This window comes from Salipiger bermudensis HTCC2601 (assembly GCF_000153725.1).
Lineage (GTDB): Bacteria > Pseudomonadota > Alphaproteobacteria > Rhodobacterales > Rhodobacteraceae > Salipiger > Salipiger bermudensis.
In genome coordinates, this window is the sequence record NZ_DS022276.1 from 3,323,943 (window position 1) to 3,339,930 (window position 15,988).

Annotated in this window: 14 protein-coding genes and 1 pseudogene; 11 read left to right on the top strand and 4 right to left on the bottom strand. The window is 67.9% G+C overall.

All coding sequences use genetic code 11. The annotated features are described in order from the left end of the window. Positions 1-63 precede the first annotated feature (63 nt). The gene (locus R2601_RS15710; protein WP_007800089.1) at positions 64-270 is read right to left on the bottom strand and encodes a cold-shock protein; all 207 of its coding nucleotides are present in this window, start codon (positions 268-270) and stop codon (positions 64-66) included. A 327-nt stretch (positions 271-597) separates the two neighbouring features. Between R2601_RS15710 and R2601_RS15715 the strand changes: the two genes are divergently transcribed. The 9 genes from R2601_RS15715 to R2601_RS15755 all read left to right on the top strand — a co-directional run bounded on the left by R2601_RS15715 (position 598) and on the right by R2601_RS15755 (position 10,305). Next, entirely contained in the window at positions 598-1,398 is an 801-nt protein-coding gene (locus tag R2601_RS15715) for a hypothetical protein (RefSeq protein ID WP_007800091.1), read from the top strand. An 81-nt stretch (positions 1,399-1,479) separates the two neighbouring features. After that, entirely contained in the window at positions 1,480-2,736 is a 1,257-nt protein-coding gene (gene fabF / locus R2601_RS15720; RefSeq protein ID WP_007800093.1) for a beta-ketoacyl-ACP synthase II, read from the top strand. A gap of 1 nt (position 2,737) precedes the next feature. Next, entirely contained in the window at positions 2,738-3,898 is a 1,161-nt protein-coding gene (gene mltG / locus R2601_RS15725) for an endolytic transglycosylase MltG (RefSeq protein ID WP_007800095.1), read from the top strand. Positions 3,899-4,025: 127 nt separating this feature from the next. Continuing rightward, on the top strand, positions 4,026-4,934 hold the full coding sequence (locus R2601_RS15730; RefSeq protein ID WP_007800097.1) for a DMT family transporter: 909 nt from the start codon (positions 4,026-4,028) through the stop codon (positions 4,932-4,934). A gap of 128 nt (positions 4,935-5,062) precedes the next feature. Then, positions 5,063-5,443 (top strand): VOC family protein, encoded by a 381-nt coding sequence (locus R2601_RS15735; protein ID WP_007800099.1) that lies wholly within the window; start codon positions 5,063-5,065, stop codon positions 5,441-5,443. 208 nt (positions 5,444-5,651) lie between these two features. Continuing rightward, positions 5,652-7,037, top strand: coding sequence for a cysteine--tRNA ligase (gene cysS / locus R2601_RS15740; protein WP_007800101.1), 1,386 nt, complete (start codon positions 5,652-5,654; stop codon positions 7,035-7,037). A 115-nt stretch (positions 7,038-7,152) separates the two neighbouring features. Next, on the top strand, positions 7,153-8,790 hold the full coding sequence (gene cimA, locus R2601_RS15745; protein WP_007800103.1) for a citramalate synthase: 1,638 nt from the start codon (positions 7,153-7,155) through the stop codon (positions 8,788-8,790). Further along, the gene (locus R2601_RS15750; RefSeq protein ID WP_007800105.1) at positions 8,774-9,490 is read left to right on the top strand and encodes a class I SAM-dependent methyltransferase; all 717 of its coding nucleotides are present in this window, start codon (positions 8,774-8,776) and stop codon (positions 9,488-9,490) included. Before cimA ends, R2601_RS15750 begins: the two co-directional genes overlap by 17 nt. Positions 9,491-9,528: 38 nt before the next feature. After that, the gene (locus tag R2601_RS15755; RefSeq protein WP_007800107.1) at positions 9,529-10,305 is read left to right on the top strand and encodes a squalene/phytoene synthase family protein; all 777 of its coding nucleotides are present in this window, start codon (positions 9,529-9,531) and stop codon (positions 10,303-10,305) included. A gap of 9 nt (positions 10,306-10,314) precedes the next feature. Here the strand turns inward: R2601_RS15755 and R2601_RS15760 are convergent, their stop codons facing one another. Next, positions 10,315-11,529, bottom strand: a complete 1,215-nt coding sequence (locus R2601_RS15760; RefSeq protein ID WP_007800109.1) for an MFS transporter — start codon at positions 11,527-11,529, stop codon at positions 10,315-10,317. Positions 11,530-11,635: 106 nt separating this feature from the next. Between R2601_RS15760 and R2601_RS26030 the strand changes: the two are divergent. Together R2601_RS26030 and R2601_RS15765 are read left to right on the top strand one after the other, a co-directional pair. After that, positions 11,636-12,266 (top strand): annotated as a pseudogene (locus R2601_RS26030) (DNA-3-methyladenine glycosylase family protein). Then, on the top strand, positions 12,263-12,928 hold the full coding sequence (locus R2601_RS15765; RefSeq protein WP_040545432.1) for an alpha/beta hydrolase: 666 nt from the start codon (positions 12,263-12,265) through the stop codon (positions 12,926-12,928). The pseudogene R2601_RS26030 and the gene R2601_RS15765 overlap by 4 nt, the downstream one beginning before the upstream one ends. Before the next feature lie 145 nt (positions 12,929-13,073). On the opposite strand, the gene R2601_RS15770 is transcribed toward R2601_RS15765, so the two are convergent. Both R2601_RS15770 and typA read right to left on the bottom strand, forming a co-directional pair. Continuing rightward, positions 13,074-13,730, bottom strand: coding sequence for a DUF6639 family protein (locus R2601_RS15770; protein WP_007800114.1), 657 nt, complete (start codon positions 13,728-13,730; stop codon positions 13,074-13,076). An 86-nt stretch (positions 13,731-13,816) separates the two neighbouring features. Next, positions 13,817-15,634, bottom strand: coding sequence for a translational GTPase TypA (gene typA, locus R2601_RS15775; RefSeq protein ID WP_007800117.1), 1,818 nt, complete (start codon positions 15,632-15,634; stop codon positions 13,817-13,819). Positions 15,635-15,988 lie beyond the last annotated feature (354 nt).

Consider the following 15,988-nt stretch of genomic DNA (forward strand, 5'->3'; position numbering starts at 1 on the left):
AAGGCACAAAAAAACGCGGCCCTCCGAAGAGGACCGCGTTCTTTTTTCGTGTCGCTGCGCCGATTAGGCGAGGGCGAGGTTCGATGCCGACTCGCGGCCGTCACGGCCAGCTTCGACGTCGTAAGTCACTTTCTGGTCGTCCGACAGGCCGGTGAGGCCAGCGCGCTCGACAGCCGAGATGTGCACGAACACATCTTTGCCGCCCGCGTCGGGTGCGATGAAGCCGAAACCTTTGGTGGTGTTGAACCATTTCACGGTGCCAGTGGCCATATCCGTGGTCTCCTCTAAAAATTCTACCCGCAGGATGCGGTAGCGTGGCAATGTCCGTCCGGATCGATAGACTGAGCGCCGTGTAAGGGAGACAGTGGTCGACATAGAAAAACGTAAGCCCTCACCGTGTATATGGCTTGTGAGCGAATGCCAATCCCTCATTCGGTTTCCAGCGCGATCCTGCCGGTCCGCAGGGCTGGCGGCCTTCGCCTTCGGCTTGGCGGTCACCGCGACGCAGGGGGTCGTCCGCGCGGTCGCGCGCTCAACGGGATGGCACCGGGGCGAGGTTTGAGCTAAAGCGCGGGCAAACCCGCACAGGAGGGGTCCGTGACCGAACGCGCCAACATCATCTGCATCAAGTGGGGCACGCTCTTTGGCCCGGAGTACGTCAACCGGCTGTATTCCGGCGTCCGCCGCAACATCTCACGCCCCGTGCGCTTCTTCTGCATGACCGAGCACGCCGAGGGGCTGCACCCGGATATCGAGGTGCTGCCGCTGCCGGTGGAGCCCTTTGCCGACCGTATGGCCTCGGCGCTTGCGGTGGCCAACAGGCAGGGCGCGATGCGCAAGGTCTCGCTGTTCCGCCCCGGGCTTGTGCCGGATCTCGAGGGGCCGTTCCTGGGCTTCGATCTCGATGTTGTTATCACCGGCAGCCTCGACGAAATTCACGACATGGCGCCGGGCATGGTGGCGATGCGCCAGGACTGGACCGAGAAGCGCAAGGGCCGGCCCACCGGCCATGGCTCGGTGTTCCGCTTCGATCCCGCCTTGCACGGGTTCCTCTACGAGGACATCGCCAAGAACGCCTATCGCGAGGTCGAGGCGGCGCGCGGATCCGAGCAGCGCTACACCAGCCACAAGGCGATGGAGCGTGACTGTTTCAAATACATTCCAGAGCCTTGGGTGGTGTCTTTCAAGTATGACTGCAACCCTTTCCCGGGCAATTGGATGCACGCGCCGCGGCTTCCTGAGGATGCCCGCGTGGTCTGCTTCCACGGCCGCCCAAAGATGACCGATGCGCTCGAGGGCTGGAACGGCAGCTTCATCCGCCACTCCAAGCCCTGCGACTGGCTGCGCGAGCACTGGATCGACCGGGCGAAGGCGGATCTCGGCCCGGACTGGGCCTGAACCGGCCTCATGCCCTTGCCGACGCCCCGGCGGGCGGGGTAAGAGCGTGGCCACGAAAGAATTCTGAGGAAGGGGCAAGCAATGCGTCGCGTTGTGGTTACCGGGCTGGGGCTTGTGACGCCGCTGGCCGATGGTGTCGAAAAGAGCTGGGAACGGATTCTCGACGGTCAGTCGGGCGCCGGTCGGATCACCGGGTTCGATCCCGAGGGGCTGGCAACCACCTATGCCTGCGAAGTGCCGCTGGGCGAGGGCGAGGGCGAGTTCAACGCCAATGCCTATATGGAGCCGAAGGAACAGCGCAAGGTCGACACCTTCATCCTCTTTGGTCTCGCAGCGGCCCAGCAGGCGGTCGAGGATTCCGGCTGGACCCCGACCGACAAGGAAGATCTCGAGCGCACCGGCGTTCTGATCGGCTCGGGCATCGGTGGCCTCAACTCGATCGCCAACACCGCCGTCATGATGGAGCAGAAGGGCCCGCGCCGCGTGTCGCCGTTCTTCGTGCCCGGCGCCCTGATCAACCTGATCTCGGGCCAGGTCTCGATCAAGTACGGCTTCAAGGGCCCGAACCACTCGGTGGTCACCGCGTGCTCGACCGGCGCCCACGCCATCGGCGACGCGATGCGCCTGATCAAGTACGGCGATGCCGACGTGATGGTTGCCGGCGGCGCTGAGGCGGCGATCTGCAAGATCGGCATCGCGGGCTTCAACGCCTGCAAGGCGCTCTCGACGAAGCGCGCCGACGATCCGCAGAAGGCCAGCCGCCCTTATGACGCGGACCGCGACGGGTTCGTCATGGGCGAGGGCGCGGGCATCGTGGTGCTCGAGGAATACGAGCACGCCAAGGCCCGGGGCGCGAAGATCTATGCCGAGGTTCTGGGCTATGGCCTCTCGGGCGACGCCTATCACATCACCGCGCCGTCCGAGGATGGCGACGGCGCGCTGCGCTCGATGGGGGCGGCGCTGAAATCCGCCGGTCTCGACGCGAACCAGATCGACTACATCAACGCCCACGGCACCTCGACCATGGCCGACACGATCGAGCTTGGCGCAGTCGAGAAGCTGCTTGGTGACCATGCTTCCAACGTGACCATGTCCTCGACCAAGTCGGCCACCGGCCACCTGCTGGGCGCCGCCGGCGCCATCGAGGCGATCTTCTCGATCCTCGCGATCCGCGATCAGGTCGCGCCACCGACGATCAACCTCGACAACCCGGCCGTCGAGACCCCGATCGACCTCGCGCCCAATGCCAAGCGTGAGCGCAAGGTGAGTTACGCGCTGTCGAACTCCTTCGGCTTCGGCGGCACCAACGCGAGCGTGATCTTCGGAAAGGTCGACTGACATGTGGCGAAACATCGCCTCCAACGCGCTGACCTTCCTGGTCGTGCTCGTCTTCCTCATGGGCGGCGTGCTGCTCTGGGCGCAGAACGAGTACGCCGCCGAGGGTCCGCTTGACGCGCCTATCTGCCTGCAGGTCCGCAGTGGCAGCAATTTCACCCGTGTCTCGGGCGATCTCGAGGCGCAGGGGGCGATTTCGTCGGGTACGATCTTCCGTCTCGGGGCCGAGTATACCGACAAGACGAGCCAGCTGAAGGCCGGCTCGTTCCTCGTGCCCGAGCATGCCTCGATGACCGAGATCGTCGATATCGTCACCCGTGGCGGTGCTTCGACCTGCGGCACCGAGGTGGTCTACCGCATCGGCGTCAACAGTGCCGAGGTGCAGGTGCGCGAGCTCGACCCGGCGGCGGGCCGCTACGAGGAAGTGCTCGAGTTCGACCCGGCCGAGGCGGCGCCAGCGGACTATGCCGGCTTCCGCGATGATGTCGGCACCCGCTTCCGTGTTGCGCTGGCCGAGGGCGTGACCAGCTGGCAGGTGGTGCAGGAGCTCGGGCAGGTCGACATCCTCGAAGGCGAGGTTGCCGAGATCCCGGCCGAGGGCTCGCTGGCGCCGGACAGCTACGAGATCTCCAAGGGCGACAGCCGCGCGGACCTGATCGACCGCATGGAAGACGCCCAGCAGGTGATCCTCGAGGCCGCCTGGCAAAACCGTGCCGACGATCTGCCTTACGACGATCCGATGCAGGCGCTGACCATGGCCTCGATCGTCGAGAAGGAGACCGGCGGCGCCGAGGAGCGTCCGCTGGTGGCGAGCGTCTTCGTCAACCGGCTCGAGCGCGGCATGCGGCTGCAGACCGACCCGACGGTGATCTATGGCATCACCAACGGGCAGGGTGTGCTGGGGCGTGGCATCCGCCAGTCCGAGCTGCGCGCCGAGACGCCCTACAACACCTACGTCATCCCCGGCCTGCCGCCGACCCCGATTGCCAACCCGGGTCGCGCCAGCATCGAGGCGGCTCTGAACCCGGACGAGAGCGACTATCTCTACTTCGTCGCCAAGACGCTCGATCCGGCGGACGGGCACAATTTCGCGACAACGCTGGATGAGCACAATTCCAACGTGGCGGCCTATCGCCGGCTCGAGGCGGAGCGCGCCAACCAGTAGCCGGCGACGGGCGCATCTGCCCGGAACCGCATCGTAAATCGCCAAGCGGGCGGGGCTGGAGCATCGGTCCCGCCCGTTTTCTCGTCGCAGGCTTGGCGCCGGGGCGGGGCCTTGCAAGAGTGAGCGCATGACACAGGATCGCATCAACGCAATCGCCACGCTGGTGGTGGCCGGGTTCGGACTGCTCTGGGGGTTCTACTGGATGCCGGTGCGGGCGATGGTCGACCACGGCTTGCCAGGGGCTTGGGGCACGGTGCTGGCCACGGTGACGGCGGCGATCGTGCTGGCGCCACTGGTCGCGCTGCGCTGGCGGGCGTTGCTGCGGGCCGACAAGGTCGGGCTGCTCTCGGTCGCGGCGGGGGGCGCGGCCTTCACGCTCTACTCCATCGGGCTGGTCTATGGCCGGGTGGCGATCATCATCCTTCTGTACTTCCTCACCCCGGTCTGGAGCGTGCTGATCGCGCGCTACGTCATGGGCTGGCACACCCCGGCGCTGCGCATCGTCGCGATCTTCATCGGCATCGCCGGGCTGCTGGTGATGCTGAGCGCCGGTGGCACGCTGCCGATGCCGCGCGGTGTGGGCGAGTGGATGTCGCTGATCGCGGGGATCCTGTGGGCCGTGGGCACCACCGGCATCCGGGTGCGATCCGATCTCGGCGTGATCCCGGCGACCTTCGTGTTCGCAATCGGCGCGACACTTGCCGGGCTGGCCCTTGCGCCGTTCTTCGAGCCCTTTCCCACGCTTTCGCTGCACGACAACGGCGTCGGCCTTCTGAGCCTCGCACTGGCCACCGGGGTCCTGTGGTGGGGCGTGTCGCTGGCGGCGCTGATGTGGGCCACCATGCGGCTCGACCCGGCCCGCGTCGGCATCCTGATGCAGACCGAGGTGATCGTCGGCGCGGTCTCGGCGGCGCTGCTGGCGGGCGAGCATCTGGCCACGCTGGAGATCATTGGCGGCGGCATGGTCGTAGCCGCGGGGCTGCTCGAGGTCTGGCCGGTCGGGCGCGGGCGCAGGGCGGGTGGCGTTCGGGTGTAGGGGCTGGCGCTGCTGCGCCTCGAAGCTTGCAAGTGGCCGGTTCTGCATAGAACTTTCCGTTTGACCTCAACCGCACTCGAGGTCGGATCCTGCCTGCCATCAGATCAAGAGGCAGCAAGGAGCCCGACATGACCGCCCGACTGGAACACGTGAACATCGCCGTCCCCGATCCCGACGCCACCGCCGCGCTGCTCTGCGAGCTGTTCGGCTGGCACATCCGCTGGCAGGGGCCCGCCATCGGCGACGGCTGGTCGGTGCATGTGGGCGGCGAGGACGACTACCTCGCGCTCTACCGCCCCGCGGACAAGACTCTCACCGATCCCGAGCGTTACGCCCGACAGGGTGGGCTCAACCATATCGGGCTGGTGGTCGAGGATCTCGACGCCACAGAGGCCCGTGTGCGGGCTGCGGGCTTTGCGCCGCACAACCATGCCGATTACGAGCCGGGACGGCGGTTCTATTTCGACGGCCCCGACGGGGTGGAATACGAGGTGGTGAGCTACGGCTGACGGCTCTTTGAAGACACCGGGGCGTGCGTTCGGCGGAAGGGCTGGACGCACGCCGCGCATCGGCGTATGAGCGGGGCATGACCACGCAAGCACCCCTTATTCGGATCTGCTGCATTACCTGCTGAATTCTTCGGCGGGCCGGTCTTCTATTCCAATCCAGAAATGAAGTTGCTACTCCCGCCGCGATCTTCGTGCGAAGGAGCGCGCCATGGACGTCCCTATCTGGCTGACCAATTCCCGGACCCGGAAGAAGGAGCTCTTCGAGCCAATCGATCCGGACAACGTGCGGATCTATGTCTGCGGCCCGACGGTCTATGACCGCGCGCATCTTGGCAACGCGCGCCCGGCCATCGTCTTCGACGTACTGTTCCGGCTGATGCGGCAGGTCTACGGGCCGGAGCACGTGACCTACGTGCGCAACTTCACCGACGTGGACGACAAGATCAACGCCCGCGCCCAGGCCAGCGGCCGCAGCATCGGTGAAATCACCGCCGAGACCACGCAATGGTATCTGGACGACATGGCGGCCGTGGGCGTCATGGAGCCCACCCACATGCCGCGCGCCACCGAGTTCATCGACCAGATGATCGCGATGATCGCGGACCTGATCGAGAAGGGCCACGCCTACGAGGCGGAGGGTCACGTGCTGTTCGCGGTCGAGAGCTACAAGGCCTATGGCGGGCTCTCGGGCCGGTCGGTCGACGACATGATCGCCGGCGCCCGGGTCGAGGTGGCGCCCTACAAGCGCAACCCGATGGATTTCGTGCTGTGGAAGCCGTCGGAGCCCGAGCTGCCGGGCTGGGAGAGCCCGTGGGGCCGGGGCCGTCCCGGCTGGCATATCGAGTGCTCGGCGATGAGCTACGAGCTTCTGGGCGCGAGCTTCGACATCCACGGCGGCGGCAACGACCTGATGTTCCCGCACCACGAAAACGAGATCGCCCAGAGCTGCTGCGCCCATCCCGAGGGCGGCTTTGCCAAGGTCTGGCTGCACAACGAGATGCTGCAGGTCGAGGGCAAGAAGATGTCCAAGTCGCTGGGCAACTTCTTCACCGTGCATGACCTGCTCGAGGGGCGTGACGGGCAGGCGGGGGTCCCGGGCGAGGTGATCCGCTTCGTGATGCTCTCGACGCACTATCGCAAACCGATGGACTGGACGGCGGAGAAAGCCTCTCAGGCCGAGGCAACCCTCAAAAAGTGGTACGCACAGATTACCGAAGCGCTCGACAACGAAGTTCCCTACGTTGGAGTCGTGAACGCATTGGCGGATGACCTCAATACAGCAAAGGCCATCGCTGAGATGCATCAGCTTTCCTTGGCGGGGGATACACCATCGCTTCGCGCAAGTCTAAAGCTCTTGGGTTTCTTGGATCACGGGATACCAGACTGGGCGAGAGGTCCTGATTTCGATCTCTCGGAGCTCGCGGACAAGCTCGCGGCGGTGCGCGGCGCGGCGATGGAGAGCAAGGATTTCTCGGAGGTCGACCGCATGAAGGCCGCGCTGCTCGAGGCCGGGGTCGAGGTGCGCATGTCGAAGGCCGGGGTGGAGCTTCTGCCCGGGGCCGGGTTCGACGCGGCCAAGCTGGAGGGGCTGTGATGACCATGTGCGTATGCGCTTGTGATACGCGCGGGAGGGGGGCTGTCTGCCCCCCGCTCGGGCAAGCCGAGCCCCCCCGAGGATATTTCGAGCCAGAAGAAGCGGGGGCGCGGTGATGGCGGAGAAGCTGTATCTTTACGACACCACGTTGCGCGACGGGCAGCAGACGCAGGGGGTGCAGTTCTCCACCGCCGAGAAGCTGCGCATCGCCGAGGCGCTGGATGATTTGGGCGTGGATTACATTGAGGGCGGCTGGCCCGGGGCGAACCCGACGGACTCGGCCTTTTTCGACGAGGTCGGCACGACGCGGGCGGTGATGACCGCCTTTGGCATGACCAAGCGGGCCGGGCGCTCGGCGGAGAATGACGACGTGCTGGCGGCGGTGCTGAATGCTGGCACGCAGGCGGTCTGCCTTGTCGGCAAGACCCATGATTACCACGTCACCGCGGCGCTGGGGATCGAGCTTGCGGAGAATGTCGAGAACATCCGCGCCTCGGTGGCGCATATCGTGGCGCAAGGCCGTGAGGCGCTGTTCGACGCGGAGCACTTCTTCGACGGCTGGAAGGCCAACCCGGACTATGCGCTTTCGTGCCTGCGCGCGGCGCTCGAGGCCGGCGCGCGCTGGATCGTGCTCTGCGACACCAATGGCGGCACGCTGCCGCATGAGGCGCACGGCATCGTGCGCGCGGTGATCGAGGGCGGCATTCCCGGCGACCGGCTGGGCATCCACACCCACAATGACACCGAGACCGCGGTGGCCACCACGCTGGCGGCGGTGGATGCCGGGGCGCGGCAGATCCAGGGCACGCTGAACGGCCTTGGCGAGCGCTGCGGCAATGCCAACCTGACCTCGCTCATCCCGACGCTGCTGCTGAAGGAACCCTATGCCAGCGCCTATGAGATCGGCGTCAGCCGCGAGGGGCTCGAGGGGCTGACCCAGACCAGCCGTATGCTCGACGAGATCCTCAACCGCGTGCCGATGCGGCAGGCGCCCTACGTGGGCTCCTCGGCCTTTGCCCACAAGGCGGGGCTGCATGCCAGCGCGATCCTCAAGGATCCGTCGACCTACGAGCATATCGAGCCCGGGCAGGTGGGCAACCGCCGGGTGATCCCGATGTCGAACCAGGCCGGGCAGTCGAACTTGCGCCGGCGCCTCGCCGAGGCGGGACTCGAGGTCGAGAAGGGGGATCCGGCGCTGGCCCGCATCCTCGAACGGATCAAGGCGCGCGAGGCCGAGGGCTACACCTACGACACCGCGCAGGCGAGCTTCGAGATGCTTGCGCGGGACGAGCTGGGCCGCTGCCCGGATTTCTTCGAGGTCAAGCGCTACCGGGTCACCATCGAGCGGCGCAAGAACAAGTACGACCAGATGGTCTCGCTCTCGGAAGCGGTGGTGGTCGTGAAGGTCGACGGCGAGAAGAAGCTCTCGGTCTCGGACAGTCTCGACAATGCCGGCTTCGACCGCGGCCCGGTCAACGCGCTCGCCAAGGCGCTGGCCAAGGACCTGGGGCCGTACCAGTCGGTGATCGACGACATGCGGCTGGTGGATTTCAAGGTGCGCATCACCCAGGGCGGCACCGAGGCGGTGACGCGGGTCATCATCGACAGCCAGGACGGCTCGGGCCGGCGCTGGCAGACCGTGGGGGTGAGCGCCAACATAGTCGACGCCTCCTTCGAGGCGCTGCTCGACGCGGTGCGCTGGAAGCTCATTCGCGATTGCGGAGAGGACGGGCGCGATGGACCTGCCGCCTGAGTTCCTGACGCTCTACAGCCGGCTCGACCGGCAGGGCCCCGGGACGCCCGAGGACGTGCTCTGGGCGTTGGGGCGGCTTGGGCTGTCGGGCCCGCTGCAGGTCTGCGACGCGGGCTGCGGCACCGGGGCGGACAGCGTGACGCTGGCGCGGGCGCTGCCAGAGGCGCAGGTCGAGGGGCTCGACGCGGTGCCGGCCTTCATCGAGGCCGGGCAGGCGCGGGTGGCGGATCTGCCCAATGCCGCGCTGCGGCTCGGCGACATGGGCGCGCTCACAGGGCCCTATGACCTGATCTGGTCGGCGGGTGCGATCTATTTCCTCGGCGTGACCGAGGGGCTGCGGGCCTGGCGCGCGGCGCTGGCGCCGGGGGGCGTCGTGGCCTTCTCGCAAGGGGTCTTCCTTGGCGGCGACGAGCCGCAGGCGGTGCGCGACTTCTGGGCCCCCGAACCGGCGCTCACCGACCGCGAGGGGCTGCGGGCACAGGTGGCGGAGGCCGGCTACGAGATCCTCGACACGCGGCTGCTCATCGGCGCGCCATGGGAGGCCTATTACGGCAGCGTGACACGCGAGATCGCGGCACTGCGCCCGGGGGCGAGCCCGGCGATGGCTGAGGTGCTCGACGCCTCCGAGCGCGAGGGCGCGCTCTGGCGGCAGGCGCCGGACCGCATCGCCTATGAGCTGGTGCTGGCGCGGCCCGACTGAGGCTTTCCTTTCCGGCCCGCGCGGCCTAGGTCAGCCGCATGGACTTCGATGACGATCTCACCGCCTGCGCCCAGCTTGTCGAGCGCGGCGACCCAGACCGCTTCGCCGCCGCGATGGCGGCGCCGGTGCGCGCGCGGGCCGTGCTGTTCCCGCTCTATGCCTTCAATCTCGAGGTGGCGCGGGCGCCGTGGCTCACGCAGGAGAGCATGATCGCCGAGATGCGCCTGCAATGGTGGCGCGATGCGCTCGAGGAGATCCGGGCGGGCGGCCTGGTGCGCCGGCACGAGGTGGTGACGCCGCTGGCGCACGTGCTCGATGCCGACAGCGCCGGGCGGCTCGACCGGCTGGTGGGCGCGCGGCGATGGGACATCTACCGCGATGCCTTCGAGGATGAGGCCCATTTCACCCGCTATCTCGAGGAGACCTCGGGCGAACTGGTGCTGGCGGCGGGACGCGCTCTTGGCGAGATGCCGGAGGATGTCGCGCTCGATGCGGGCTACGCGTCCGGGCTGGCGCAGTTCCTGCGCGCGGTGCCGGAGCTTGAGGACAAGGGGCGGGTGCCGCTGGTGGATGGGCGTCCCGAGGCGGTGGTCGCTCTGGCGAAAGAAGGCCTGGCGCGGCTGGACCGGGCGCGGGCGCGGCTGGGCGAGGTCGACACACCGGCGCGGGCGGCTTTGCTGGCGGGCTGGCAGGCGGGGCCGCTGCTGAAACAGGCGGTTCAGGCGCCGCAGCGGGTGGCGGAAGGGATGCTGCAGCTCTCGGAGTTCAGGCGCCGCACCGGGCTCATGCGGGCGGCGCTGACCGGACGGATCTGAAGCGGGGCGTCATTCGGCCGCCTGCGCGCGCGGGCTCAGGATCAGCCAGATCAGCGCGCCGCCGGCCAGCATCAGGAACGGTGCCATCGCCATGTTGACCGCGGTCCAACCCTCCTGCGGGTTGCCGCCCGAGCAGTTCATCAGCCCGCCCGAGGCCAGCGAGGCGCTGGTCACCGCGCCGAAGACCAGCAGGTCGTTCAGGCCCTGCATGCGGCCGCGCTCATGCGGCTCATGCGCACCGGCGAGCATGGTGGTGGCCCCGATGAAGCCGAAATTCCAGCCCACGCCCAGCAGCACCAGCGCGACGAAGAACTGCTCGAGCTCGACGCCGGTGAGCGCCACGCCACCGGCCCCGGCGAGGATGACCAGCCCAAGCGCCACGATCTTCTCGACGCCGAAGTGCGCGATCATGTGGCCGGTGAAGAAGGACGGGATGTACATCGCCAGCACGTGCGCGGTGACGATATTGGCAGCATCGGCGGTCTCGAAGCCGCAGCCGACCACGGCGAGCGGCGTCGAGGTCATCACGAGGTTCATCAGCGCGTAGCTGACCGCGGCGCAGATCACCGCCACGGCGATCCGCGGGGTGGCCAGAAGCTCGCGCCGGGTGCGGCCCTTGGGGGCGTCCTCGGAGGGCACCGGGGGCTTGGGGATGTCGAGGAACAGGAAGACCAGCGCGCCCACGAGGTTGATCGCGATCACCGCGGCATAGGTGCCGAGGAAGGGGATCACGAAGGCGTCGGCGGTCCATTTCACCAGTTGCGGGCCCAGCACCGCCGCCAGCAGCCCGCCGGCCATGACGTAGGAGATCGCCTTGGGGCGAAACGCCTCGGAGGCGGTGTCGGCGGCGGCGAAACGGTAGAAGCCCTGCGCCGACATGTAGATGCCGGTGAGGAAGCTGCCGGCGAGGAAGATCGGGAAGGAGGCGGTGTAGAGCCCGTAGGCGCCCACCGCGCCGCCGAGCGCACCGCCGAGGGCACCGAGCGCAAAGCCCGCGCGGCGACCGAAGCGTTGCATGAAGGCCGAGACCGGGGTCGCGGCACACATCGATCCGAGCACGATCAGCGAGATCGGCAGGGTGGCGAAGCAGGCATTGCTGGCCAGCGACTGGCCGGCGAGTCCGCCGATGGTGAAGATCATCGGCATCTGCGCGCCGAGGATGGCCTGCGCCATCACCAACACGATCACGTTGCGCTTCGCGCGGCTGTCTTGAGTGCTCTCCATGCGCCATAGCGGTAGGGGGAGTTGGCTGATAGGGCAAGGGGCAGGCGGTGTGGCAGGTTGGCGCTGTGGCGCACTGGCCGGAACGGCGGCAGACAGGGAGGACGACATGGTCGGACGCATCATCGAGACGGAGGCCTGCGTGGCCGAAGGGGTCGACTGGCTCTGTGCCGCCGAGCCGCGCTTTGCCGAGGCGGTCGAACTGACCGGGCCGCTGCCGCTGCGGCGCCGCCCCGACGGCTTCGCGCAGCTCTTGTCGGCGATCGTCAGCCAGCAGGTCAGCGTGGCCTCGGCGCGGGCGATCTGGGCCCGGCTCGAGGCGGCGGGGATGACCACGCCCGAGGCGATTCTCGCCACGGACGAGGCCGGGCTGCGCGCCCTCGGCCTGTCGCGGCAGAAGGCGAGCTACGCTCTGGCGCTGTCCGAGGCGGGGATCGATTTTGAGGCCCTGCGCACGGCCCCCACCGAGGAGGTGGTCAAGACGCTGGTGGCGGTGAAGGGCATCGGGATCTGGACGGCGGAGATCTACGCCATGTTCTCGCTTGGACGGGCGGATGTCTTCGCGCCGGGCGATCTGGCGCTGCAGGAGGCGGCGCGGCTGCTCTTCGCGCTTGAAGCGCGCCCCAGGGAGCGCGACCTGCGCCGGATGGCCGAGGCCTGGAGCCCATGGAGATCGGTTGCGGCGCGGGGCGCTGTGGGCCTACTACCATGTGGCAAAACAGCGAGAGGGGATCGTATGACGCGCGTTCTGCAAACCGGCCGCAAGGAGCCCGTCTCGGGCGAAACACGCTCCTGCGTGGTGTTCCTGCACGGCTACGGCGCCAACGGCGCCGACCTGCTTGGCCTGGCCGATCCGCTGGGCGAGCACCTGCCCGACACGCTCTTCGTGGCGCCCGACGCGCCCGAGGCATGTGCCGGCGCGCCGATGGGCTTCCAGTGGTTTCCGATCCCGTGGATCGACGATTCCTCCGAAGAGGAAGCGATGCAGGGCATGAGCCGCGCGGTCGACGATCTCAACGCCTTTCTAGACGCGCTGATGGTCGACGAGGACCTTCTGCCGGAGCAGGTGGCGCTGTTCGGATTCTCGCAGGGCACCATGATGGCGCTGCACGTGGCGCCGCGCCGCGAGGACGAGGTCGCGGGGCTGGTGGCGTTCTCGGGCCGTCTGCTGCAGCCGGAGTTGCTCGAGGACGAGGTGGTCTCGCGCCCGCCGGTGCTGCTGGTGCATGGTGATCAGGACGACGTGGTGCCGCCCGAGTCGCTGCCCGCCGCCGCCGAGGCGCTGCAAGGTGCAGGCTGGAAAGAGGTCTTTGCCCATATCCAGAAAGGCACCGCCCACGGAATCGCGCCGGACGGGCTGTCGGTGGCTCTGGCGTTCCTGCGCGACAAGTGCGGGTTCTGAGGCCGCGCCCGTGACCTGAGGGATTGCGCCGGCCCTTCGGGCCGTCGCCCGGTGCGAGGGGCGCTGCCCCTCGCGCTCCCCGAGGTATTTCAGAACCAGAGAAGAGCAGGGCGCGGCGCCAATGGTCGGCCTGGCGCGTCGGGGCTCAGCGGGCGGGGCGGTCGAAGGTGAAGTCGCCGGCGGCGACGTGGCGCAGGTAGTCGCAGGGATCGTCGCGCTGGTTGAGATGGGCCCAGGCACGGGCGGCGAAGGCGTTGGGGGCGAAGAGCAGGATCACCTTGTTGACCGCGTCATGGGAGACCGGGCTCTGCATGTCGAGCGCGGCCTCGACGCGGGCGCGGTCCTCGGCGGCGAGGCCCATGATCTGGAAATTGTAGGCGAGGTACTCGCTGGTGGCGAGGCAGAGGCCGCTCGGGCAGGGCCGGGCGTCGTGGGCGGCGTGGGCCAGCTCGTGCATCACGACGCTGTCGAAAAAGTGGTCGTCCGACAGACCGGCAAAGACACCGTCGGCATGGCGCGTCTCGGAGAGCGCGTCCGGGGCCAGCAGCTCGATGCGCTGTTCGCCGCAATGGTAGAGGCCGAGGCAGTCGCCCGGCAGGCGGTCGGCGAGGGTGATCGAGACCGGGGTTTCAAGTGCCAGCCCGCAGGCCGCGAGCTTCGGCAGCGCCGCCTGCACAGCGGTGCAGAGGCGCTCGGCATGGAGCGGCGGGGCGGCAATACTGACCGGCGTGCCCTCGCAGCGCGTCTCGGCGGCGACGGGCAGGGCGAGGACCAGGGCGAAGAGCTGAAACGGCAGGCGCATGGCGCGAGAGTAGCACAGCCGCACCGCTTCGGGAGCGCAAAGAACTGAGGCGGGCCGCGATGGGCCCGCCTCGAAGGGGTGCTTGCTTACTGGCTCTTCGACATGCGCTTGCGCTCGTGCGGGTCGAGATAGCGCTTGCGCAGGCGGATGGCGTTCGGCGTCACTTCCACCAGCTCGTCGTCGTTGATATAGGCGATGGCCTCTTCCAGCGACAGGGTGACCGGCGTGGTCAGGCGCACCGCCTCATCCGTGCCCGAGGCGCGGACGTTGGTGAGCTTCTTGCCCTTGAGCGGGTTCACCTCGAGATCGTTCTCGCGCGAGTGCTCGCCGATGATCATGCCCTGGTAGACGGGGGCCTGGGCACCGAGGAACATCTTGCCGCGGTCCTCGAGGTTCCACAGCGCGTAGGCCACGGTCTCGCCGTTCTCCATCGAGATCAGCACGCCGGCGCGGCGGCCGGGGATCGAGCCCTTATGCGCGGTCCAGCCGTGGAACACGCGGTTCAGAACGCCGGTGCCGCGGGTGTCGGTGAGGAACTCGCCGTGATAGCCGATCAGGCCGCGCGAGGGCACATGCGCGATGATGCGGGTCTTGCCGGCGCCGGCGGGGCGCATCTCGACCAGCTCGCCCTTGCGGTTGCCGGTGAGCTTTTCGATCACCGCGCCCGAGTATTCGTCATCGACGTCGATGGTGGCTTCCTCGACCGGCTCCATGAGCTGGCCGTCTTCTTCCTTCATGATCACCTGCGGGCGCGAGATGCTGAGCTCGAAGCCCTCGCGGCGCATGTTCTCGATGAGGACGCCCATCTGCAGTTCGCCGCGGCCCGAGACCTCGAAGGCCTCGCCGCCGGGGGTGTCTTGGATCTTGATCGCGACGTTGCCCTCGGCTTCCTTCATCAGGCGCTCGCGGATCACGCGGGACTGCACCTTCTTGCCGTCACGGCCCGCCAGCGGGCTGTCGTTGATGCCGAAGGTCACGGTGATGGTCGGCGGATCGATCGGCTGGGCGTCGAGCGGCTCGTCCACTGCCAGCGCACAGATCGTGTCGGCCACGGTGGCCTTGGACATGCCGGCGAGGCTGACGATGTCGCCCGCGAGGCCCTCTTCGATGTCGGCCTGCGCGAGGCCGCGGAAGGCCTGCACGCGGGTGACGCGGAACTGCTCGATCTTCTGGCCGATGCGCGAGATCGCCTGCACCGTCTGGCCGACCTTGACGCGGCCGGTCTCGATGCGGCCGGTCAGCAGGCGGCCGACGAACGGGTCGGAGCCCAGCGTGGTAGCCAGCATGCGGAAATCGTCGTCGTAATGCTTGATCTGCTTCGGCGCAGGCACGTGGTTCACGATCAGGTTGAACAGCGCCGACAGGTCCTTGCGCGGACCGTCAAGCTCGGCATCCGCCCAGCCGTTGCGGCCCGAGGCGTACATGTGCTGGAAATCGAGCTGGTCTTCGTCGGCGTCGAGCGAGGCAAAGAGGTCGAAGCACTCGTCGAGCGCGCGGTCGGGCTCGGCGTCGGGCTTGTCGACCTTGTTGAGCACCACGATCGGGCGCAGGCCCAGCGCCAGCGCCTTGGAGGTCACGAACTTGGTCTGCGGCATCGGGCCTTCGGCGGCATCGACCAGCAGGACGACACCGTCGACCATGCTCAGGATGCGCTCCACCTCGCCGCCGAAATCGGCGTGACCGGGGGTGTCGACGATGTTGATGCGGGTGTTCTTCCACTCGACCGAGGTCGGCTTGGCAAAGATCGTGATGCCGCGCTCGCGCTCGAGGTCGTTGCTGTCCATCGCGCGCTCGGCGACGGCCTGGTTTTCGCGGAATGCGCCGGATTGTTTCAGCAATTCGTCGACAAGCGTGGTCTTGCCGTGGTCCACGTGAGCGATGATTGCGATATTGCGCAGGTCCATAAGGAGAGCCTTTAAAGGGGAGGGTTGCGCGCCCCCTACCGGGGAACCCCGCAAAAGGCAAGCCGCTTGCCCGTTGCGCCTTCATATACTGGCGATGCGTTTCCGCGTGGGCGCGGGTTTGGGCGGGGCGTCGAGGGAGGTTGGGTCGCCTGCCGCGCGGTGCGTGCCGGGACCGCCGACGCGCGGGTCGGTCGTTGCCCTGGCGCGGAATCGAGGCGAAGCCGCCGCGCCAACGTCATGCTGGAAGCGCGCCTCCGGCATGGCCCGCCCCATCGGGCTGGCGATTTGGTGACGTCAGCGCCGCGTTTTGAGGTTCTTCGGATTTGGCATGGATAAATCGAGGGGGCGGGGGGG